Genomic DNA, 21,646 nt, shown 5'->3' on the forward strand with positions numbered 1-21,646 from the left:
CTACGGGTGGAGCTCAGAATCCCGGCGGTGGTCCGCTGACCATGTAGACGACGGTGCTTCCCTGGTACCCCCGGCTGTACCAGGTGGTGTCGCACCGGTAGTAGGTGGCACCGTTGACCACCACCGCCGTGCCGGCGCAGGGGAGCGTCGTTACGGTCGTCACATAGGTCGTTGATGTCGATGCGGCAACACCGGCGGCCACCCCCACGGCAGCGCCGACCACAAAGGCCGCGGCGACGTCATCGTCGTCATGATAATAGTGGTTGTCCCACCCGCCGTGGTACTCGTCCTCGGCAAAATCCTGCCAGTCTTCGCGGTTCTGGTTCTGGTGCTGTTGCCAGTCCTCGCGGGACTCTTCGGCGTAATTCTGGCGGTTGTCCTGCTGCTCGCCGGCGGCGGTCTGGCGCTCACCCTGGCGTTGCGAGGCACTTTCCTCGCGACTGCCCTGCTGCTCGCCGGCGGCAGTCTGGCGCTCACCCTGGCGTTGCGAGGCATTCTCCTCGCGACTGCTTTGCTGATTGCCGGCGGCAGTCTGACGCTCACCCTGGCGTTGCGAAGCACTCTCCTGCCGACTGCCTTGCTGGGTTGCCTGTTGGGCCGTGCCGGTCTGGCGGGTTGTTGCCTGGGGTTGCCGCTGTGTGGCGCGGGACTGCGCGGACGAAGCCTGGGCCGGGCGCTGGCTCGCACTTGCCTGACGGGTCGAAGACTGGGCCGGACGCTGGGATGTGGAGCGGGACGAGAAGCCGCCGCCTGCGGCGGCGCTGCTGCGCGAGAAACCGCCGCCACCGCCGCCACGTCCGCCACCGCGGGCTTCAGCCATGCCGGCGAGGGTGGTTTCGAACAAGAACATTATTCCGACAATAAGAACAAAAAAGGGGGATTTGGTCATCATTGCCGGCCTCCTTGCTGGGCGGGAAGAGAATCCTTCCGGTGAACGCGGGCGATGAACGGGATCTGCTCCGCATCAGCCGGCGGGGTAAAAGTGAAACTGTCGGCAGGAATAGCGGGCGACAGGCTCCAATCAAGGAAGTCGGCCCGGAACTGGGGCCGGCCCGGCGCGTTCCTGTACGTGAGAATCACCCGGCGCGGCAGCGGCTGCTCACCCTGGGCAATCCAGATCTGCATATCAACATCGGCGGAGCGGACCGCCAGATGGTCGGTGGGGACGTCGAAAAGAAAATTTTTCTCCACGTAACTGATCGTCGTGACCTGCTGCTCCAGATCCTGCGGCAAGTCGCTGCGGAACATGCGTGCCAGGGGCAGGGTCATCTGCAGGTCTTTGACCAGATAGACGACGGCCTCGTCCAGCGTGCCCGGCTTTTCCGCACGGGCGTAGAGGTTGTCATCGGCCTTGAACACGGTGATGCCTTTGCCGTCAAAGATCACCAGGCCCTGGTCACCGTCGCTGCGCTCGACCTCGATGCGCACCCGGTCGGGCCGCTGGAGCAGAATCCTGCGCCGCTCGCCGAATTCGATCACCTGACCGTCCTCCTGGACGGCATCGTAGCCGCTGCGCATGGTCACGCTGAAGGCCGGCGCCTTGGCCAGAAAGTTGGCCATCTTCAGCAGAAGTTCCTTGGCCGGCGCCTCGTCAGCGGCCAGTGCCGGCACAGTGGCAAGGGCCAGTATGACCGCCGGCAGTATGCATGCGCATGTATACTGCAAAAACCGTTTGGGGGCGAGCCGTGCATTGTGTTTCATGGTCTTTCTCCTTACCGCCTGGTTGTTCAAAAAACGCCGGTTGGGGGTTCAATGCTCCATATACGTTCAGAATTCTTGGTATCGTGACGCAATTTCAATAAGTTATGCAACCATCAGGGAATTCTGCCCTGTTCCCGGTTGGAGTGCCTAAAATACTTGAAGTACTTAAAAGTAAAGGAGTTGTCTGGTCAGATAAGTACCGTAACTTCACGTGTTTTAGGCGCTCTTTTCAAATCGCAATCCTAATATACAAGGAAAATCTGCCGAGATCAGGTTGTCTGAAGTTGGTGCGAGCACGGCTTTCCCGGCCGACGCGTTGAAGCATCGGTTAGTTCCGGACTATGGGTATACTTGCCGTCCCCTCGTACTTCATCAAGCCGTTCGCGGAAGCGTTTTGCACAGAAGATCACTTCCGTTTTCGAGTCATCTTCGTCTGCCGGGACCTTGTGAGGCCTCGACGGAAGAGTTTTCGGAGGACAGGCCTTCCGGTATTGAGCGCTTAATTTCGTTCCAGAATCCTTTTTTTGGCTTTTTCAAATTCTTCTTCACTGACCAACCCCTTTTCCTTGGCCTGTTGCAGATCGGTCAACTCCTGGCCCATGGTGGTACTGGTCGTCCTTACCTCGGCGCCGCCGCCACCGCAGCCGGCGGCAAGGGTGCAGAAGGTGAACAGCAGGATGATGGTGAGTGCTTTAACTTTTTTCATGTAATTCTCCTTACGACGGCAATCTCATTGAAACAGGCAAGAATTCTCTGTTTTTTGTCACGGTTATTTTTTATAGCCGACATCCTTGAGTGCGTTGTTGCAGCGGGTGCTGATTTTGTTTTCCTTGTTGTTGAGGCAGTCGAGCAGGCGACCTTCACCCGGCTTGATCTCGCTGCAGTGCGCCTTGAGGTCGTCGCGACATTCGCCGATGGCGTAAGAGAGGTTGGCCAGCGTCCGATCCAGTTGTCCGATCGAGTCGTAGAGCGCGTATTCGCAACGCAGGGACACCTTGTCCTGGAAAGCGTAGAGACAGGCCAGAATGCGTCCCTCTCCCGGGGTGACATCCTTACAGAAGGTGGTCAGCTCCTGCCGGCACCCTTCGGTAAAGGTTTCGAGGGCGTCCCGGGCGCCTTGCGTCAGGGGATCGTCGGCCGCATGGGCTGGGAGGGCTGCGGCGGCGATCAGCAGAAAAACCATAACTATTCGTTTTTTCATTTTATTCTCTCCATTCGTTGTGATGGCTGGATATGCACTGTCATACGACGATTTTTTTATGATGAAGCCCGGGATGAATCAATGCCTGCCTGTGCCGGCCCTTGCCCGTTCAACCAGTTCCAGGCCGCCGATGACATTCATCTCGTAAAACAGAACCACCGGCGGCAATTGCGAAGACTCGATCGCCTCCAGTACTCGACTGTATGAAGCCGAGCCCAGGCGACGATCGAGCGCCTCACGGCTGCGCCATTGTTCCGTGTAGCAGATCACCCTTCTTTCATTATCCGTCCCAACCGTGATCGTACAATCAAGGCAATCTACATTCGCGGTAGACGGCCCCTTCAGGGATTCGAGCACGTCGATGATGACGTGCTCCATTTCCGCGGAGGGGTAGATTTTGATTATGGAAAGGTACATGGAGGGGATACTGTCAAGAAGTGTGCCAAGCCGGGCAGGGGCCTGTGGTCAAAATAACTCGCTGAAAACGATGGAGTTTTTATTATTGATACGGGGAAGGTTGGGATGGGGCGCCCATGGAAAAGGGCGGAATATCGTCTTTAGAGACGACATGCCGCCCCGGTCGGATCAGGAATGGACTTTGTGGAGGTCGAGCTTGAGCATCCGCGAATACAGGGTCGATGGTTTCAGGCCGAGGCGTTCCGCCGCGCCATTCGGGCCCTTGATCCGCCCATTGGTCGCATCGAGAATCATCCGGATGTGCCGGCGCTCCACTTCCTCCAGGGTCACCGCCTCCATAAACGGAGGCTTTTCTGCACAGGGCGGATGCAATTCGAGAGTCTCCCCCTTGCTGGCGATCATGGCATGCTCGATGACGTTGCGCAGTTCACGGATGTTTCCCGGCCAGGGGCGGCTTTTGAGTATCTCCATGTCGCGGTTGGAGATGCGGCGAATCTTCTTCCCCATCCGTTCACCGAACTCATTGATAAACTCCCAGACAAGCAGCGGAATGTCGTCGAGGCGATCGCGCAACGGCGGCATTTGAATGGGGAAGATGTTGAGTCGATAGTAAAGATCTCGACGAAAGCGCCCCTGCTCCACTTCTTCGCCAAGATCACGGTTGGTGGCGGCAATGATGCGCACATCAACCTTGATGGTACGCGGACTGCCGAGACGCTCGAACTCCCCTTCCTGTAAGACCCGAAGCAACTTGGCTTGGGTTTCCAGGGGCATTTCGGCAATCTCGTCGAGAAACAGGGTGGAGCCGTTTGCCAGATCAAAACGTCCCACCTGCCGGCTGAGCGCGCCGGTGAAGGCCCCCTTTTCGCGCCCGAACAGTTCACTTTCCACCAGGGCCGCGGGCAAGGCCGCGCAGTTCACCTTGATCATCATCTGCCGCCCCCGCTCGCTGAGCCGGTGAATGGTCTGAGCGATCAACTCCTTGCCGGTCCCGGTTTCTCCCAGGATCAACACCGTACTGCCGGTGCGGGACACCTGCTCAATCTTTACCGCAACCGATTGCATGCCGGAACTGCTGCATGAAAAGTTCGGAAGTGTGTCGACCTTGGCCGCCTCGTTGCGCAGGCAGGCGTTCTCCTCCTCAAGCTCCTCACGGAGACGCTTGATTTCCAGGATATGGTCCTGCAGTTGCATCTCCATCTGTTTGCGCCCGGTCACATCGAGGGTCACCCCCATGAGTCGCGGGCGCCTGCCGGTTTTTTCAGCCTGCAGCCGCCCCCTGGAGTTCATCCAGCGAACCCGGCCATCGGCAGAGACCACCCGATATTCAATGCCGGTCTCTTTGCCGGTGCGACAGGCCTCCCCGATTGCCGCGGTGACCGGGGCACGGTCCTCGGGATGGATTTCCGCCAGGAACCGCTCGACCGTCAGTTCGAGTGCGGCATCGAAACCGAACATCTCCCGGGTCTTGTCGGTAATCCAGAGCAAACCGCTGGTGATATCGATCTCCCAAAGCCCGGCATCGGCGGAAGCCGCCGCCAGGTCGAGACGCTCCTTGGTCGAACGCAGGGTCAGATCGGCTTCCCGTCGCTGCAGGGCACTTACGAAGATTTCACCGAGCAGACGCAGATGCGCAATGAGCTCTTCCGGCCAGTCGCGTTCCTTTTTCTGAGCCTGGATTGAAAAGATATGGTGAACGCGCCCACTGATAAACAGTGGAAGGGACAAAGTCGACCTGGTGCCCATCCGGAGATACGACTGCCGGTCAACTTCCGCCTCGCGGGGAAGATCGGCAACCTTGGCCATGATCAAATCCTTGCCGTCTTGGACCACCACCTGGTAGCCCCAGGGAAAGAGCTCTGTCAGGTTTAACTCGCCGGACACCGGATCAACGCCCTTGGCAAACCAGATATGGGAAACTTTGACGACCGGCGAGTCCGCAGAAACTTCGAGCAATCCGCCACGGTCCACACCCAGTGGCTCCAGGGATTCCCTCATTGCGCGCAGGATCTCGGCATCGAGGTTTTCGTTGCTGACTTTGATCATGCGGGCGGAGATGTTTGAAACCAGCTTGTGAAATTCCACAAGCTGGTGTTCCGGCGGGACGGCGGACGGGTCCGCCTCGGATTCGGCTTGATGGGAAAAGGGCACGGGAGTCTTTTCTTTTTCGGCAAGACAGAGGTTCATCAATGCTCCTTGTCGGGGGATGATTATTAATTATTAAATGAGGTCAGCCCCAACTGTCAAGATCAGACTTGCATGAAGGTCGATATTTCGACTCTGCCTGGCAGGCCTTATTAATTGTGGTTGACAAGGCGTAATTATGCCTGTTCACACGGCTGCTGCACTGGACAGACCAAGACGTATCCGTATGGAGTCCGCTGTCTTAAAAAAAGGACAGGGTGGGAAATGAATTTCCGGCCGGCACGACAGGGAGAACCATCACGCCATTGCGGCGGCCCTTCCTTTTTGCCCTGATTCAAGACAAGAAAATGCAGGCGTTGGTCGACCGTCTCTATGTTACAGGAGTCTCATTTATTTGTTTTTTTGTCGCTGCCGATCGGGCACGGTTCTCCCGCCTCGGCAAAGGCGCTGCAGGCCATGGTGTCCTCCACGGACTGAGCGGCGGATTTTTTTTCTCCTTGAGCTGCCGGAGTCGTTTTTTCGTCACTTCCGATCGGGCACGGTTCTCCTGCCTCGGCAAAAGCACTGCATGCCATGGTGTCCTCGATCTCTTCCGTCAGTTTCGCTTTTTTCTCGTCCATTTGTCTTCCTCCGGAGTTTAGGCGCTGATTTTTCCCCTTCGCAAGCAGTTCGGATACTACAGAGATTAATCCTTACCTAAATTATAATGCTTTGCATGCCGATTGTCATCATGAGTTCAGGAGTCTTGATGTCGTAAGAGGCATGTTAAGTACTTGAGGCACTTTTCTCAAAAAGAATCTTGACAGGGTCGGCGGCACGGAATAATGTGCGGAATGAATGTTCATTCCGGGAAGGGCGGTGCAATGGCGAGTTCTGATAAAAGACACGAGATACTGCGGGCTGCGCTGGAGCTGATCGCCGAGCAGGGCTTCCATGGCGCCCCCATTGCCGCCATCGCCGGTCGGGCCGGGGTCGGGGCAGGGACCATCTATCGCTACTTCGACAACAAGGACGTGCTCATCAGGGCGCTTTTTCTGGAGTTGCATGACAAGGTCTGCACGGAACTGCAGAAGGGGTATGAGCCGGGCAGCCCCCTGGCGGAACGTTTTCTCCATCTCAGCTCGGCGCTGCTGCGCTATTTTATCACGAATCCCCGTCATTTCCGTTTTCTGGAACAGTACATGAATTCTCCCTATGGCGCGGACTTACGGCGGGCCAGGCTGCTTGGCGGCGGGGATGAAAACGATCTGTACCGAGGCCTGCTGGAAGAGGGGGTGGCCTGCGGCGCGGTAAAGGATCTGCCTCTGATCGTGCTTTTTGCCCTGGCCTTCGGTCCGTTGCTGGCCGTTGCCCGGGATCATATTCTCGGTTTTGTCCGGCTCGACGGGGCGCTGATTGTCCAGACCGTGCAGGCCTGCTGGGACGGCATTAAAAAAGAGTAATGAACGGGATTTTCAGCAAACAATGATTGTTTTGGGGTGGACAACTCGTCTCGACTATGGCGCAAGCTGTCCGCCCAACTTTTTTTCGAGGGAAGACGTCAATGAAAAGAACAAAGAGGATGAAATCGTTCGCCCTGGCCGGAGCCCTGGCGACCATGCTGGCACTGAGCGGTTGCGGACAGCAGTCCGCCGCCACCGGACCGCCGCCCGCCGGTCCTCCGGAGGTGGCGGTGGTGGTCGTCACCCCGTCCCCGGTCACCCTGAGCATGGAACTCTCCGGCCGCACCGCGCCGTTGCGTGTCGCTGAAGTACGGCCCCAGGTGGGCGGCATTATTCAACAGCGTTTGTTTGTCGAAGGTTCCGACGTTGAGGCCGGTCAGGTGCTGTATCAGATCGACCCTGCCGTGTACCGGGCCGAAGTAGCCGGCGCCGAAGCGGAGCTGGCCCGGACCGAGGCCAATGTCGCGCCGGTCCGGCTCAAGGCTGAACGGTATGGAGAACTGGTAAAAATCAATGCGGTCAGCCAGCAGGATTACGATGACGCCCAGGCGGCGTTGAAAAAGGCCGAGGCGGAAATTGCCGCGGCCCGGGCCGATCTGGAACGGGCCCGCATTGATGTGAACTACACCGGCATCAAGGCCCCCATCTCCGGCCGCATCGGCCGTTCCGCCGTGACGGACGGAGCGCTGGTCACCGCCGGTCAGGCCGCGCCGCTGGCCACCATTCAGCAGCTTGATCCGATCTATGTCGATGTCGCCCAGTCCACCGCCGACCTGTTGCGCTTAAAGCAGAACCTGGCCGCCGGTCAGATCAAAAGCAACGGCGAGGCAAGGGTGAATCTCCTGTTGGAGGACGGAACCCCGTATCCGCAGTCCGGCGCCTTGAAATTTTCGGAAGTCACCGTTGACCAGAGCACCGGCTCCGTTACCCTGCGGGCGCTGTTTCCCAATCCGGAGATGCTGCTGCTGCCCGGCATGTTCGTCCGCGCCCTCATCCCCGAAGGGGTGCAGGATGAGGCGATCCTCGTGCCCCAGCGGGGCGTCACCCGTAATCCCAAGGGCGAGGCGATGGTGATGGTGGTCGGCGCCGGGGACAAGGTCGAGCCCCGTATCATCAAGGTCTCCCGCACCGTGGGCGACAACTGGCTGGTCAGCAAGGGGCTGGCGGCCGGCGACCGGGTCATTCTCGAAGGCATCCAGAAGGCCCGTCCCGGCACCCAGGTCAAAGCCGTGCCCTTCGGCGTTGCGGCGGCTGCCGGAGCCGCGGATCAGCAACCCGCCGCGGCGAAAAAATAAAGGAGCCCCTTCATGTCCAGGTTTTTCATCAACCGACCCATTTTCGCCTGGGTCATCGCCATCATGGTCATGCTGGCGGGCCTGCTGGCGCTCAAGACCCTGCCGGTCTCCCAGTATCCGCCCATCGCGCCGCCCCAGATCACCATCAACGCCATGTATCCGGGCGCCTCGGCCCAGACCGTGCAGGATACCGTCACCCAGGTCATCGAACAGAAGCTGAACGGCATCGACAACCTGATCTACATGTCCTCCACCAGCGACTCGGCCGGAGCAGTGGCCATCAACCTGACCTTCAAGGCAGGCACCGACCCGAACATCGCCCAGGTGCAGGTGCAGAACAAGCTGCAACTGGCCACTCCGCTGTTGCCGCAGGTCGTGCAGCGCCAGGGGATTTCGGTGGTTAAATCCACCAAGAACTTCCTGCTGATCATCGGTCTGGTGTCGGAAGACGGCTCCATGGACCGCAACGCCCTCAATGACTACATGGTCTCCAATATCCAGGACATCGTCAGTCGACTGGAAGGGGTGGGCGAGCTGCAGCTCTTCGGCTTCCAGAATGCCATGCGGATCTGGCTCGATCCCGCCAAGCTGCACAGCTACCGCTTGACGACAACCGATATCATCGCCGCCCTGCAGGCCCAGAATGCCCAGGTCTCGGCCGGTCAATTCGGCGAAACGCCCGCGGTCCAGGGACAGCAGCTCAATGCCGCCATCACCGCCCGCACCCTGCTGCAAACCCCGGAACAGTTTGACGCCATCATCCTGCGCACCAACCCGGACGGTTCGACGGTCCGGCTGAAGGATGTGGCCCAGAGCAGGATCGGCACCGAGAACTATGATATCCAGTCGCGCTACAAGGGAAAGCCGATCGGCGGCATGGCGATTCGCCTGGCGGCCGGCGCCAATGCCCTGGACACGGGGGAGCGGGTCAAGACGAAGATGGCGGAGCTGGAAAAATTCTTTCCGCCCGGCATGAAGGTGGTCTATCCCTATGACACCACGCCCTTTGTCAAGATCTCCATGGAAGAGGTGGTCAAGACACTGATCGAGGCGGTCTTCCTGGTTTTTGTCATCATGTTTCTGTTCCTGCAGAACTTCCGCGCCACCTTGATTCCGACCATTGCCGTGCCGGTGGTGCTGCTCGGCACCTTGGGCGTGCTGGCGGTCGCCGGCTTTTCCATCAACACACTCACCATGTTCGCGCTCGTCATCGTCATCGGCCTGCTGGTGGACGACGCCATCGTCGTGGTGGAAAACGTCGAGCGGATCATGGCCGAGGAGGGGCTGTCGCCCCATGACGCCACCATCAAATCCATGGGCCAGATCACCGGCGCCCTCATCGGCATCGCCACCGTGCTGACCGCGGTCTTCCTGCCCATGGCCTTCTTCGGCGGCTCAACCGGCGTCATCTACCGCCAGTTCTCCATCACCATCATCTCCGCCATGATTCTGTCCGTTCTGGTGGCGATGATCCTGACCCCGGCGCTGTGTTCCACCCTGCTCAAACCGGTGGGCAAGGGACATGAGCGGTGCGCCAGCGGTTGGTATTGCCCTTTCTTCCGCTGGTTCAACAGGGTTTTCGACCGGGGCAGGAATATCTATGAACGGATTGTCGGCCGTTCCTTCGGCCAGCCGATCCGCTACCTGCTGGTCTACGGCGCCGTTGTCGCGGCCATGGTCTTCTTTTTCCTGCGGCTGCCCACCGCCTTCCTGCCGGACGAGGACCAGGGCTTCATTATCTGCCAGGTGCAGTTGCCGGCCGGCGCCACCCAGGAGCGGACCATCAAGGTGATCGAGCAGCTTGAACACCATTTTTTGGAAAAAGAAGAAAAGGCGGTGGAGGCCATCATCACCGTGGCCGGATTCAGTTTCGCCGGTCGCGGCCAGAACATGGGCCTGGCCTTTGTCAAGTTGAAGGACTGGAAGCTGCGCAAAAGCCGGGATCTCAAGGCGCCGGCGGTGGCCAAGCGGGCCATGGGCGCCTTTGCCGGCATCAGGGACGGCATGGCCTTTGCCTTTTCGCCGCCCGCGGTGATCGAGCTGGGCCAGGCCAACGGCTTTGACTTCATCCTGCAGGACCGGGGCGGCATCGGCCACGAGCAGTTGATGGCGGCCCGCAACCAGCTGCTCGGCATGGCCATGCAGAACCCGAAGCTGATTGCGGTACGCCCCAACGGCCAGGATGACTCCCCCCAGTTCAAGCTGGATATCGATGATGTGCGGGCGGGTTCCCTGGGGGTTTCACCTGGTGATATCAACAGTGTCTTGACCACTGCCTGGGCAAGCACCTACGTTAACGATTTTATCGAGAACGGCCGGGTCAAGAAGGTCTATCTCCAGGCGGAGCCGCAATACCGGATGCTGCCGGAGGATATCAACCGGTGGTATGTCCGTAATAACAAGGGTGAAATGGTGCCGTTTTCGGCCTTTGCCCAGGCTCACTGGCAGTATGGCTCGCCCCGTCTGGAACGCTACAACGGTATTCCCTCGGTGGAGATCATGGGGCAGGCCGCCCCCGGAGTGAGCACCGGCGAGGCGATGGAGGAAATGCAGCAGATGGCGACCGCGTTGCCGCCTGGAATCGGCTACGAGTGGACCGGACTTTCCTACGAGGAAAAACAGGCCGGGAAACAGGCGCCGGCCCTCTACGCCATTTCGCTGCTGGTGGTTTTCCTTTCCGTCGCGGCCCTCTATGAGAGCTGGACCATCCCCTTTGTCAACCTGCTGATGCTGCCGCTTGGTCTGGTGGGCGCGGTGACGGCGGTAACGCTGCGGGTGCTGCCCAACGACGTTTATCTTCAGATCGGTCTGCTCACCACCGTGGGCCTGTCCACCAAGAACGCCATCCTGATCATTCAATTCATCAAGGACCAGTTGCACCAGGGCCATGAGCTGGTTGATGCGACGCTGGCGGCGGTCAAGATCCGGCTGCGGCCGGTCATCATGACTTCACTGGCCTTTTTTTTCGGCACCCTGCCCCTGGCCCTGACCAAAGGAGCCGGGGCCGCGGCCCAGAACGCCATCGGCACCGCGGTTACCGGCGGGCTCTTGTCGGCCACCTTCATCGATTTGCTTTTTATCCCGTTCTTTTTTGTCATGGTTTCGCGACTGTTCGGTCGCAAGAAATACGGGCCGCAGGGCGAACAATCCCCTGGTGCCCCTGGTGCGGAGGGACAATGAAATGAAAAAACCGCCATTAATCGCTGAAAGGCAAAGGCAGAAAGACAGACAGCGGCTTGGACTCCGGGGAGCAACCGTTGGCCTTGCCCTGTTTGTTCTCTGCGGCTGTTCGTCCATGGCGCCTGATTACAGTCGGCCGGAGGCACCGGTGCCGGAGGCCTGGCCGAGCGGACCTGCCTACCGGCCGGCAGCGGAAGCCCAGGTCGGCTGGTCGGCGGCCGATCTTCCCTGGCAGGAGTTTTTTGGTGACGAGCGACTGCGGAGGGTGATCACCCTGGCCCTGGCCAACAACCGCGATCTGCGGATCGCGGCCCTCAACATCGAGCGCTCGCGCGCCCAGTACCGGATCAAACGGGCAGAGCTGCTGCCGCAGATCGACGCCGTCGCCTCCGGCAGCAGTCAGCGGATCCCGGAAGACCTGTCAAGCAGCGGCAAGGCCCAGACCGTTGACCAGTACAGCGTCGGCCTCGGGGTCAGCAGTTACGAACTTGATCTGTTCGGTCGGGTGCGGAGCCTCACGGATCAGGCATTGGCCCAGTACCTCGCCACCGAGGAGGCACATCGCGCGGTGCGGATCAGCCTGGTGGCCGAGGTGGCCGCCAATTATCTGAATCTGGCCGCGGATCGTGAGCGACTGGAGCTGGCGCAAAATACCCTCGAATCGCAGCAGGCCACCTATGATCTGATGCAACGTCGCTTTGAACTTGGTGCGGCGTCCGAACTCGATGTGCGCCAGGCGCAAACCCGGGTGGATGCGGCGCGGGTGGATATCGCCCGTTATACCACCCTGGTGGCCCAGGATGAAAACGGGCTGAGCCTGGTGGTCGGCGCTCCGGTGTCGGCCGAGTTGCTTCCGCGGTCCCTTGCCGACGCGCTGACCGCCGTCAAGGATCTTGCGCCCGGTCTGCCTTCCGAGGTACTGCTCCGGCGGCCCGATATTTTGGCGGCCGAGCAGCAGCTCAAGGGATATAACGCCAACATCGGCGCGGCCCGGGCCGCCTTTTTCCCGCGTATCACCCTGGTCGGTTCCCTTGGCCTCGGCAGCGATGATCTCTCCGGTCTTTTTGACTCCGGTTCCGGTGCCTGGATCTTTGCCCCGAAGATCACCCTGCCGATTTTTGATGCCGGATCGCGTTGGGCCAATCTGTGGGTGGCGGAGGCGGATCGGGATATTGCCGTGGCCCGCTATGAAAAGACAATCCAGGTCGCCTTCCGGGAAGTGGCCGACGCCCTTGCCCAGCAGGGCACCATCGGCGAGCAGTTGGCGGCGCAGCAGTCGCTGACCGAGGCCACGGCCGGGAGTTACGTGCTTTCCCGGGCCCGCTATGAAAAAGGGGTGGACAACTATCTGACCGTGCTCGATGCGCAGCGTTCGCTTTATGGCGCGCAGCAGGCTATGATCGGCACCCGTTTGACACAGCTGCAGAATCTGGTAACCTTATACAAAGTGCTCGGTGGCGGGGGAGAAGTCATCCCTGCGTCACAGACGCCGTGATCGCCAGCGTTCAGCCGAGGAGCCAACACGCTGTCTGGGGGTGTTTGTCTTCCTCCACGGCGGCTGAGCGGCGACTTCGTCGTTTTGCAAACAATGACGACGATTTTTTGAGCATCCGGCGAAACGCGAGGCCGTAAAGATGGATTCGATCATGCCGCGACAAGAAGGATTGGCCGCCTCCGGCGATTTTTTCAGCCGCCCGGCAGACGGGACGCTTTGTTTGCGGCTTGCTGGAAACTGGCCGGCCGGGAATCTGCCCTTGACGTTTCAGGCAGTGGCTGCTGAATTCGCAGCCGCGCCGACGTCCCGGCTGCTGTTTGAAACCGGGAATCTTGAGCATTGGGACAGCGGACTGCTCACCTTTCTGGCGCGGTTGAAGAAACACTGCGACGAACAGGGCGTCACCTTCGACGACGCCAACCTCCCCTCCGGCGCCCGGCGACTGCTGGCCCTGGCCGCAGCCGTCCCCGAACGGAAATCCGCCCCCGGCGATCAGGGCAAGACGCCTTTTCTGGAGCGGCTTGCCGATCATGCCATCGACGCATGGAAAACAGTCGTTGAGATGCTGGATTTCCTCGGCGAGGCAACGGTTGCCTGCGGTCGGCTGCTCACCGGCCGGGTCCGCTTCCGTCCCGGGGATCTGCTGCTCATCATGCAGGAATGCGGTGCCCAGGCCTTGCCCATCGTCTCCCTCATCAGCCTTTTGGTGGGGCTGATCCTCGCCTTTGTCGGCGCGATACAGCTCTCCATGTTCGGCGCCCAGATCTATGTGGCCAGCCTGGTGGGCATCTCCGTTGTCCGGGTCATGGGGGCCATCATGACCGGCATCATCATGGCGGGGCGAACCGGCGCCGCCTTTGCCGCCCGGCTCGGCACCATGCAGGTCAACGAGGAAATCGACGCCCTGGTCACCCTCGGCATCTCGCCGATGGAATTTCTCGTGCTTCCCCGCATTCTGGCCCTGGCCGTCATGATGCCGCTGCTTTGCCTCTATGCCGACCTGATGGGAATTCTGGGCGGACTGTTTGTCGGCGTCTTTATGCTCGACCTGAACGTGATGGAATATGTCACCATGACGAAAAAGGCGGTGCGACTGCAGGATTTCTGGATCGGACTGTTTCACAGCGGGGTGTTCGGCGTTTTGGTGGCCCTGGCGGGCTGCCTGCGCGGCATGCAGTGCCGGCGCAGCGCCTCGGCCGTGGGAGACGCCGCCACCTCGGCGGTGGTCACCGGCATTGTCAGCATCATCGTCGCCACCGCGGTCATTACGGTGGTCTGCAACATTCTGGGGATCTGAGCCATGGCGACTCCTTCTTCCTCTTCCCCGCCGGCCATCGTGGTGAACAACCTGACCATGGCCTACGGTGAACGGGTCATCCAGCGGGACCTCGCTTTCACCGTGAACCGTGGGGACATCTTCATCATCATGGGGGGAAGCGGCTGCGGCAAGAGCACCCTGCTGCGCCATCTCATCGGACTTCAGCAACCCGCGGCCGGTGAGGTGCTTTATGACGGAACCGATTTCTGGCAGCTGCCGCCCGATGAGCGGCAACGGATCATGCGCCGCTTCGGGGTTCTCTACCAGAGCGGCGCCCTCTGGAGTTCCATGACCCTGGCGGAGAATGTGGCCCTGCCCCTGGAGGAGTATACGGAATTGTCGAAAGGCGAGATCCTGGAGCTGGTTTCCTTCAAGCTGGCGCTGGTTGGGCTGGCCGGTTTTGAGGATTATTACCCGAGCGAGATCAGCGGCGGCATGAAGAAGCGGGCCGGCCTGGCCCGAGCCATGGCGCTTGATCCCGACATCCTCTTTTTCGACGAGCCGTCGGCCGGGCTCGATCCCATCAGCTCCCGCATGCTGGACGACCTGATCATCGAGCTGCGGGACAGCCTCGGCGCAACCGTGGTGGTTGTCACCCACGAATTGCCGAGCATCTTCGCCATCGGCACCAATTCCGTGTTTCTCGATGCCGGAACCAGGACCATGATCGCGTCCGGCGATCCCGGACGATTGCTGGCTGAATCAGATAATGCGCTAGTCAAGCGATTTCTCACCCGGGGCGGCGTCGACCGCTCCCGGGCGGACATTTCTCAAACGGAGGCGTAACCTCATGAGTATCAAGGCCAATAAGGCGGTCATCGGCCTGTTTGTCCTGGGCGCCATCGTCCTGGCCGTGGTCGGCGTGGCGCTCTTCGGTTCGGGGAAATTCTTTTCTCCGACCAAAAAACACGTCATGTACTTCGACGGCTCCGTCAAGGGTCTGTCGATCGGGGCACCGGTGCTTTTCCGCGGGGTCAAGATCGGCTCCGTGATCGATATCATCCTGCAGGGGAACCTGCGGGACATGTCGTTCACCGTGCCGGTCATCGTGGAGATTGACATGAACAGGTTTCATGTAACCAATGGGTCGGTCAAATCAATCGACTATCACCAGGCCCTCATTGACCGGGGGCTGCGAGCTCAGTTGCAGAGTCAGAGTCTGGTCACCGGCCAGCTCACGGTCGACATCGATTTCCGTCCCGAAAAACCGGCCCGGTTCTTTTCCGACAGAACAGGCTACCCGCAGATTCCGACTATCCCGTCCACCGCCGAGGAGTTTGCGCAAAAGATCGAGGAGCTTCCCCTCCAGCAGCTGGTGGAACGGGCCAATGCGGTGCTGGGCGGATTGGAACGGTTGGTGAATTCACCTGAAGTGCAGGATGGGCCTCGCACCCTGAGTCTGGCGGCGGCCGATGCACGGGCACTGATCGAACGAGTCGAGCGCGAGGTGGGGCTGTTGTCGACCGATGCCCGCAAGACAATCACTGCGGCGACGACCGCCATCCAGCACGTCGACAATGTGCTGGCCTTTGAGCAAGGGGCGCCGGCCGAATTGGTGAACAACCTGAACCAGACCCTGACCGATGCCCGCAAGTCACTCGGCAAGTTCGACGAAACCCTTGACACGATCCAACGAACCGCGACGGACGAACGGTCACAGTATCAGCTCCGGCACGCCCTCATGGAGCTGGGGGAAACGTCCCGCGCCCTTGCCGCCCTGGTCGATTATCTGAACCGGCATCCCGAATCCCTGCTGCGCGGAAAAACCAATCTGGAGGAAAAATGAGAAGAAGGCTTTGTTCCCCGGCAACTGTTGTGCTTTTGCTCGCTGCGGCCATCGGGCTCGCGGCCTGCGGCAGCACGGCCCAATCCCGTTTTTACACCCTTTCATCCCTGGCCGTTTCCGGCGAATCGCACCATGCTCCAGCCGGGAAACAGCGGCAGATCATCGGTATCGGCCCCATTGCCCTGGCAAAATACCTCGACCACCCGGCCATTACCACCCGCAGCGGGGCCAACACCCTGCACCGGGCCGAACTGGACCGCTGGGGCGGCTCGCTTGCCGACGAGGTGAGCCGGGTGCTGGTGGAAAACATGAGGCAGTTGCTGTCCGGCGAGGGGTATCTTGTCCTGCCGTGGCTGGAGACGGCAGCCGTCAACTACCGGGTGCAGCTCAACATCACCCGTTTCGAGGCGACCCCGGAAGGGCGGGTGGAGCTCAACGCCGCCTGGCTGCTCCACGGGCAGGAAGGAAACATTCCGCTTGCCTCGGGGGATGCCGCTTTTGTCGAGCCGGTGCAGGGGGAAGGCTACCCGGCGATATCGGCGGCCATGAGCCGTGCCCTGGCCGAACTGAGCCGCCGGATCGCCGTGGAGATTGCGGACCGTGGGTAACGCCGCTGCTGATGATACCCGCAAATTCGTTGACCTGCTGTTCTTCAACGGGCATCCGGCTATCCGTAAATCGAGCTTTCTGATGATGAAAACAACGTCGGCGGAAAAAATATTTTCAGTGATGACAACCGGCGTGGTGCTGACCGTGTCGGTGATTGTCGGCCTGGTCGGTTGCGCCGCTGTCGGGCCTGATTACGTCCCGCCGGAAACCGGCGCTCCTGCTGCCTGGCACACCGATCTGCGGGGTGGTGTGGCGGCGGAAAGCCCGGACCCACGGCTGCTGGCCGGCTGGTGGGCAACCTTGGACGATCCGCTGCTGAGCGGTCTCATCGAACAGGCGCTGAACGCCAATCTCGATGTCGGACAGGCTAAGGCCAGGGTGCGGGAGGCGCGTGCCCGGCGCGGCATCAGCCAGGCCGGGCGGTCTCCGACCCTGGACGCCGGCGGCTCGGCCACCCGGAGTAAGAGCAGCGAAAACAGTGGTGGAGGGGCGACGCGCAGTTTTTACGCAGCGAGTTCCGACGCCGGCTGGGAGGTGGACATCTTCGGCGGCGTGCGGCGCGGCGTGGAGGCGGCTGAGGCGGATCTGGCCGCAAGCCGGGAGGAGCTGCGGGACGTACTGGTGACGCTCATTGCCGAGGTGGCGCTCAATTACCTGGATACCCGCACCTATCAGTCCCGTCTGGCCGTGGCTGAAGACAACCTGGCCATTCAGCAGCAGACCTTTGAGCTGATCCGCTCACGCTATGAAGCGGGACTGGGTGATGAACTGGCACTGCAGCAGGCGCGCTCCAGCCTGGAAAGCACCCGGGCCCAGATCCCCGTCCTGCGCAGCGGTCTGGAAGAGGCGAAGAACCGCTTGGCCGTGCTGACCGGGAAGGCTCCCGGCGGGGTGCATGACCTGCTGGCCGAAAGAAAACCGATTCCCGTCATCCCGCCCATGGTGGCGGTGGGGGTACCGGCCGAGACCCTGCGGCAGCGACCGGATATCCGCCGGGCGGAACGCAGTCTCGCCGCCCAGACCGCCCGTGTCGGAGCGGCCACGGCGGATTTCTACCCCAAGTTTCGGCTGGCCGGCTCCATCGGCCTTGAATCCCTCAAATCGGCAGAGCTGTTCCAGTCCGCAAGCCAAGCCTGGAACATCGGGCCTTCCGTTTCCTGGAACATTTTTGATGCGGGCGCCATCCGACAAAACATAGAGGTGCAGTCCGCCATTGGGGAGCAGTATCTGCTCGCCTATGAAGCAGCAATTCTGGGCGCGCTGGAAGAGGTGGAAAACGCCCTCAGCGCCTATGTCGAAGAACAGCTGCGCCGGGAACGGCTGCTTGTTGCGGTGGATGCCGCGCGCCAGGCCGAGGCCCTTGCCGCAAACCAGTATAGTGCCGGACTGGTTGATTTCACCATCGTGCTGGACGCCCAGCGCACCCTGCTTTCCTTTGAGGATCAGTTGGCGGAAAGCGACGGCGCCGTCGTTTCGGGATTGATCCGTTTGTACAAGGCCCTGGGCGGAGGATGGCAGGCCGCGGCTCCGGCAACAGAGCCGCAAGCGGTGGGAAAAAGGGAAAATGACAAGGAGTAAGGCAAACATGGGACAGGATGCGGAGCTGGAAAAATCACTGACGCTGGAGCCGCCGCCGGGCAGGGGAGGCTTGCTGAAACGGTTGCTGCTTTGGGGGCTGTTGCTGCTGGTCGTCATCGTTGTCGTGTTCCGGTGGAATGCCGGGCAAAACGGCCAGGCCGTCGATTACAAGACCGTGGCCGCCCAGCGCGGTGATCTCACCGTCATCGTCACCGCCACCGGGAAACTGCAACCCACCAACCAGGTGGATGTCGGTTCCGAGGTTTCCGGCACCATTGCCGCCGTGTTCGTCGATTACAACGACACGGTGACGGCCGGCCAAACCCTGGCGCGGCTGGACACCACCACGCTCGCGGCCCAGGTCAACCAGTCCGGGGCCGCGGTGGAATCGGCCCGGTCCAATCTGCTGCAGGCCCAGGCCACCCTGTTTGAGGCCCAAAATGATTTGGCACGACTGGCCCATGTCCGGCAGCTCAGCGGCGGCAAAATGCCTTCCCGTCAGGAATTCGATGCGGCCGAGGCAAACCTCAAACGCGCCCGGGCCAACGAGGCGGTGATTCAAGCAAATATCGCCGCGGCCGAGGCAAATCACCGGGTGGATCAGTCCAATCTGGCAAAGGCCACCATCCTTTCGCCCGTTGATGGGGTGGTGCTCGTGCGCAGCGCGGAGCCGGGCCAGACCGTGGCCGCCTCCCTGCAGGCGCCGGTGCTCTTCACCCTGGCCGAGGATCTCACCAAAATGGAACTCCATGTGGACGTGGATGAAGCTGACGTCGGTCAGGTCAAGGAGGGCCAACAGGCCGAGTTCACGGTGGATGCCTATCCGGACCGGGTCTTTCCCGCCCAGATCACCCAGGTGCGTTACGGCGCCCAGGCCAGCGAGGGGGTGGTGACCTACCTCACCGTGCTCAACGTGGACAACGCGGATCTCTCCCTGCGGCCCGGCATGACCGCCACGGCTGACATTGTCGTCAAGCAGGTACGGGAGGCGGTGCTGGTGCCCAACGCCGCCCTGCGCTATGCCCCGCAGCAGCAGGAGGAGGAACAGCAGGTCGGCACCGAAGGCGGCAGTCTGGTCAGCAAGCTTTTTCCCCGGCCTTCCCGCACCAGGCCGAAGAAAACCGAGGACAACGGCACCAGGAAAAATCAGCGGGTCTGGACCCTGCGTGGAGGCCGGCCCGAGGCCGTGCCGGTCGTCACCGGCGCCACCAGCGGCATCATGACCGAGATCACCAGCGGCGAGGTCACTGTCGGCATGCCGCTCATCGTGGAAGCTGTCGGCAAAGGGGAATAATTATGACGGCCCAGGCGGCGACAGGGCGTCATCCCCTGGTGGAACTGCAGGGGGTGACCAAGGTGTACGGCAGCGGCACGGCGGCCATGCAGGCCCTGCGCGGGGTGGACCTGCGCATCGACCAGGGTGATTTCGTGGCGGTCATGGGGCCGAGCGGTTCCGGCAAATCCACCTGCATGAATATTCTCGGCTGCCTTGATACGCCCACTGACGGCAGATATCTCTTCCGCAACGTCGAGGTAGGTGCGCTGAGCAGAAACCAGCGGGCCATGCTGCGGCGCCATCAACTGGGATTTGTTTTCCAGGGCTTCAACCTGCTGAACCGTACCTCGGCCCTGGAAAATGTCGAGCTGCCGCTCATCTACCGGGGCATCAAGGCCGAGGAGCGCCACCGCCGGGCCGGCGCGGCGCTGGCAGCCGTTGGTTTGGCAGGCTGGGAACACCACACGCCGGGCGAACTCTCCGGCGGCCAGCAGCAGCGGGTGGCCATCGCCCGGGCCATTGTCACCGAGCCGGCCGTGCTGCTGGCCGACGAACCGACCGGCAACCTGGATACGGCCCGCAGTCTGGAGATCATGGATCTGCTCACCTCCTTTAACCGGGAGCAGGGCATCACCATCATCATGGTCACCCATGAACAGGAAATGGCCCGGTTTGCCGGGCGGGTGGTGCAGTTCCGGGACGGCCTGGTCCTGGTGGACCAGGCAAACGGGGAGGCGGGCTGATGCTGGCCAATACACTGCTTCTCGCCCTGCGGGAGATCCGGCGCAACGTGCTGCGCTCCTTTCTCACCATTCTCGGTATCGTCATCGGCGTGGCCGCGGTCATCGTCATGGTTACCATCGGCAGCGGCGCCACGGCCCAGGTCACCGAGCAGATCGCCAGTCTCGGCAGCAACCTGCTCATGGTGCGGGTCGGCCAGCACATGGGGCCGGGCCAGACCACCAGCGCTCCTCCCTTTGATCTGGACGATGCCCACGCCATCCTGCGGGAAATTCCCGCCGTGGCCGCGGTCGCCCCTTCTTCCTCCCAAAGGATCACCGCTGTTTACGGCAACGCCAACTGGTCCACCACTGCCACCGGCATTGACAACACGTTCTTTACGGTGCGCAACTGGGAGGTGCAGTCCGGCCGCCGGTTCCTGGAGACGGAACTGCGGGCCGGCAAGGCGGTCTGCGTTATCGGCGCCACAATCGGCAAGGAGCTGTTCGGCGAAATGGACCCCATTGACAGCAGCATCCGGCTGGGCACTTTCTCCTGCCAGGTCATCGGCGTGCTGGAGGCCAAGGGCCAGTCTACCTTTGGTTCCGATCAGGACGATCTGGTGCTGGTGCCGCTGCGCACCTTTCAGCGGCGCATTGCCGGCAATCAGGACATCAGCCTGATCCAGGTGTCGGTGGCCGAGGGCAGGTCAACGGACAAGGCCAAAAGCGATATCGAGGAGCTGCTGCGCATCCGGCGACACATCGTCGGCGCGGAAAACGATAATTTTCAGGTGCGGGACATGAAGGAAATCACCAGAATGCTCACCGGCACCACCCAGATCCTCACCACCCTGCTGGGCGCGGTGGCGGCGGTCAGCCTGCTGGTGGGCGGCATCGGCATCATGAACATCATGCTGGTGTCGGTGACGGAACGCACCAGGGAGATCGGCATACGACTTGCCATCGGCGCCCTCGAACGCGAGGTGCTGCTGCAGTTTCTCGTGGAGGCGGTGGTGCTCTCCTCCTTCGGCGGCGTGATCGGCATCCTGCTCGCCGTCAGCGGCTCCATCGGCCTGGCCCGGCTGCTGCGGATTCCCTTTATTTTCAACCCCGGTATCATGGTCATCGCCTTTTTCTTTTCCGCCGCCGTTGGTGTCATCTTCGGCTTTTTTCCGGCCAGAAAGGCGGCCCGTCTCGACCCCATTGACGCCCTGCGCCATGAATAGGGCGGCGTCCGCAGCCTCTTGGCGTGGCGTTTCCCGTGGCAAATACGAATTTGAATATTTTTTGTCGTTTTCCGGCGACAGGATAACCGGCGAGGGGGCATGCGGGAAAAGGGCGGAATGCCGGGGGAAAAAGGCGGGTAGCCGGATGGCCGCAGGTATTGCTGATTTTTTGTCGCTGCTGCGCAACACCTTTTCCGGTGCGGCAATAAAAAACCCCGTTCGCCGGATGCTGCGAACGGGGTTTGCGTTAATAAA

General features: G+C 61.1%; 19 protein-coding genes. 12 read left to right on the forward strand and 7 right to left on the reverse strand.

Features of this window, described 5'->3' with window-relative positions; genetic code table 11:
• Positions 1–13: 13 nt before the first annotated feature.
• The 7 genes from BM485_12395 to BM485_12425 form a co-directional block, all read right to left on the reverse strand.
• Positions 14–892 (reverse strand): hypothetical protein, encoded by an 879-nt coding sequence (locus BM485_12395; GenBank protein OKY74640.1) that lies wholly within the window; start codon positions 890–892, stop codon positions 14–16.
• A complete protein-coding gene (locus BM485_12400) occupies positions 889–1,566 on the reverse strand; it encodes a hypothetical protein (GenBank protein OKY74792.1) in 678 nt (225 codons plus the stop codon). The genes BM485_12395 and BM485_12400 overlap by 4 nt, the downstream gene beginning before the upstream one ends.
• Before the next feature lie 634 nt (positions 1,567–2,200).
• Entirely contained in the window at positions 2,201–2,407 is a 207-nt protein-coding gene (locus BM485_12405) for a hypothetical protein (protein OKY74641.1), read from the reverse strand.
• 63 nt (positions 2,408–2,470) lie between these two features.
• Complete coding sequence (locus tag BM485_12410; protein OKY74642.1) at positions 2,471–2,902, reverse strand: hypothetical protein; 432 nt, start codon at positions 2,900–2,902, stop codon at positions 2,471–2,473.
• Positions 2,903–2,980: 78 nt separating this feature from the next.
• On the reverse strand, positions 2,981–3,319 hold the full coding sequence (locus BM485_12415) for a hypothetical protein (protein OKY74643.1): 339 nt from the start codon (positions 3,317–3,319) through the stop codon (positions 2,981–2,983).
• A 168-nt stretch (positions 3,320–3,487) separates the two neighbouring features.
• Entirely contained in the window at positions 3,488–5,506 is a 2,019-nt protein-coding gene (locus BM485_12420) for a hypothetical protein (GenBank protein OKY74644.1), read from the reverse strand.
• Between the two features lie 344 nt (positions 5,507–5,850).
• The gene (locus BM485_12425; protein ID OKY74645.1) at positions 5,851–6,084 is read right to left on the reverse strand and encodes a hypothetical protein; all 234 of its coding nucleotides are present in this window, start codon (positions 6,082–6,084) and stop codon (positions 5,851–5,853) included.
• Between the two features lie 243 nt (positions 6,085–6,327).
• Here BM485_12425 and BM485_12430 point away from each other — a divergent pair, with 243 nt between their 5' ends.
• The 12 genes from BM485_12430 to BM485_12485 all read left to right on the forward strand — a co-directional run bounded on the left by BM485_12430 (position 6,328) and on the right by BM485_12485 (position 21,391).
• Positions 6,328–6,906 (forward strand): TetR family transcriptional regulator, encoded by a 579-nt coding sequence (locus tag BM485_12430; protein OKY74793.1) that lies wholly within the window; start codon positions 6,328–6,330, stop codon positions 6,904–6,906.
• Positions 6,907–7,007: 101 nt separating this feature from the next.
• Positions 7,008–8,201: an efflux transporter periplasmic adaptor subunit gene (locus BM485_12435; GenBank protein ID OKY74646.1), complete on the forward strand. Its 1,194-nt coding sequence runs from the start codon at positions 7,008–7,010 to the stop codon at positions 8,199–8,201.
• A 12-nt stretch (positions 8,202–8,213) separates the two neighbouring features.
• Positions 8,214–11,381: a multidrug efflux RND transporter permease gene (locus BM485_12440; GenBank protein OKY74647.1), complete on the forward strand. Its 3,168-nt coding sequence runs from the start codon at positions 8,214–8,216 to the stop codon at positions 11,379–11,381.
• An 88-nt stretch (positions 11,382–11,469) separates the two neighbouring features.
• Positions 11,470–12,876 carry a multidrug transporter gene (locus BM485_12445; protein ID OKY74794.1) on the forward strand — a complete coding sequence of 469 codons (1,407 nt, stop codon included), beginning with the start codon at positions 11,470–11,472 and terminating at the stop codon, positions 12,874–12,876.
• Between the two features lie 151 nt (positions 12,877–13,027).
• Positions 13,028–14,173 carry a hypothetical protein gene (locus BM485_12450; GenBank protein OKY74795.1) on the forward strand — a complete coding sequence of 382 codons (1,146 nt, stop codon included), beginning with the start codon at positions 13,028–13,030 and terminating at the stop codon, positions 14,171–14,173.
• A gap of 3 nt (positions 14,174–14,176) precedes the next feature.
• Complete coding sequence (locus BM485_12455) at positions 14,177–14,980, forward strand: polyamine ABC transporter ATP-binding protein (GenBank protein ID OKY74648.1); 804 nt, start codon at positions 14,177–14,179, stop codon at positions 14,978–14,980.
• 4 nt (positions 14,981–14,984) lie between these two features.
• Complete coding sequence (locus BM485_12460; protein ID OKY74649.1) at positions 14,985–15,980, forward strand: hypothetical protein; 996 nt, start codon at positions 14,985–14,987, stop codon at positions 15,978–15,980.
• A complete protein-coding gene (locus tag BM485_12465) occupies positions 15,977–16,588 on the forward strand; it encodes a hypothetical protein (protein OKY74650.1) in 612 nt (203 codons plus the stop codon). Before BM485_12460 ends, BM485_12465 begins: the two co-directional genes overlap by 4 nt.
• Positions 16,589–16,709: 121 nt before the next feature.
• On the forward strand, positions 16,710–18,167 hold the full coding sequence (locus tag BM485_12470) for an RND transporter (protein ID OKY74796.1): 1,458 nt from the start codon (positions 16,710–16,712) through the stop codon (positions 18,165–18,167).
• A 7-nt stretch (positions 18,168–18,174) separates the two neighbouring features.
• Positions 18,175–19,461: a hypothetical protein gene (locus BM485_12475; protein OKY74651.1), complete on the forward strand. Its 1,287-nt coding sequence runs from the start codon at positions 18,175–18,177 to the stop codon at positions 19,459–19,461.
• Between the two features lie 2 nt (positions 19,462–19,463).
• Complete coding sequence (locus BM485_12480) at positions 19,464–20,186, forward strand: macrolide ABC transporter ATP-binding protein (GenBank protein ID OKY74652.1); 723 nt, start codon at positions 19,464–19,466, stop codon at positions 20,184–20,186.
• On the forward strand, positions 20,186–21,391 hold the full coding sequence (locus BM485_12485) for a multidrug ABC transporter substrate-binding protein (protein ID OKY74653.1): 1,206 nt from the start codon (positions 20,186–20,188) through the stop codon (positions 21,389–21,391). Before BM485_12480 ends, BM485_12485 begins: the two co-directional genes overlap by 1 nt.
• The last annotated feature ends 255 nt before the right edge of the window (positions 21,392–21,646 follow it).

This window comes from Desulfobulbaceae bacterium DB1, from assembly GCA_001914235.1.
Taxonomy (GTDB): domain Bacteria; phylum Desulfobacterota; class Desulfobulbia; order Desulfobulbales; family SURF-16; genus DB1.

Coding starts and splice junctions, on each gene's coding strand:
- BM485_12435 (OKY74646.1), top strand. CDS start 7,008: ATGAAAAGAACAAAGAGGATGAAATCGTTCGCCCTGGCCGGAGCCCTG.
- BM485_12420 (OKY74644.1), bottom strand. CDS start 5,506: ATGAACCTCTGTCTTGCCGAAAAAGAAAAGACTCCCGTGCCCTTTTCC.
- BM485_12430 (OKY74793.1), top strand. CDS start 6,328: ATGGCGAGTTCTGATAAAAGACACGAGATACTGCGGGCTGCGCTGGAG.
- BM485_12485 (OKY74653.1), top strand. CDS start 20,186: ATGCTGGCCAATACACTGCTTCTCGCCCTGCGGGAGATCCGGCGCAAC.
- BM485_12455 (OKY74648.1), top strand. CDS start 14,177: ATGGCGACTCCTTCTTCCTCTTCCCCGCCGGCCATCGTGGTGAACAAC.
- BM485_12410 (OKY74642.1), bottom strand. CDS start 2,902: ATGAAAAAACGAATAGTTATGGTTTTTCTGCTGATCGCCGCCGCAGCC.
- BM485_12470 (OKY74796.1), top strand. CDS start 16,710: ATGACAACCGGCGTGGTGCTGACCGTGTCGGTGATTGTCGGCCTGGTC.
- BM485_12475 (OKY74651.1), top strand. CDS start 18,175: ATGGGACAGGATGCGGAGCTGGAAAAATCACTGACGCTGGAGCCGCCG.
- BM485_12460 (OKY74649.1), top strand. CDS start 14,985: ATGAGTATCAAGGCCAATAAGGCGGTCATCGGCCTGTTTGTCCTGGGC.
- BM485_12465 (OKY74650.1), top strand. CDS start 15,977: ATGAGAAGAAGGCTTTGTTCCCCGGCAACTGTTGTGCTTTTGCTCGCT.
- BM485_12440 (OKY74647.1), top strand. CDS start 8,214: ATGTCCAGGTTTTTCATCAACCGACCCATTTTCGCCTGGGTCATCGCC.
- BM485_12480 (OKY74652.1), top strand. CDS start 19,464: ATGACGGCCCAGGCGGCGACAGGGCGTCATCCCCTGGTGGAACTGCAG.
- BM485_12425 (OKY74645.1), bottom strand. CDS start 6,084: ATGGACGAGAAAAAAGCGAAACTGACGGAAGAGATCGAGGACACCATG.
- BM485_12415 (OKY74643.1), bottom strand. CDS start 3,319: ATGTACCTTTCCATAATCAAAATCTACCCCTCCGCGGAAATGGAGCAC.
- BM485_12450 (OKY74795.1), top strand. CDS start 13,028: ATGCCGCGACAAGAAGGATTGGCCGCCTCCGGCGATTTTTTCAGCCGC.
- BM485_12405 (OKY74641.1), bottom strand. CDS start 2,407: ATGAAAAAAGTTAAAGCACTCACCATCATCCTGCTGTTCACCTTCTGC.
- BM485_12395 (OKY74640.1), bottom strand. CDS start 892: ATGATGACCAAATCCCCCTTTTTTGTTCTTATTGTCGGAATAATGTTC.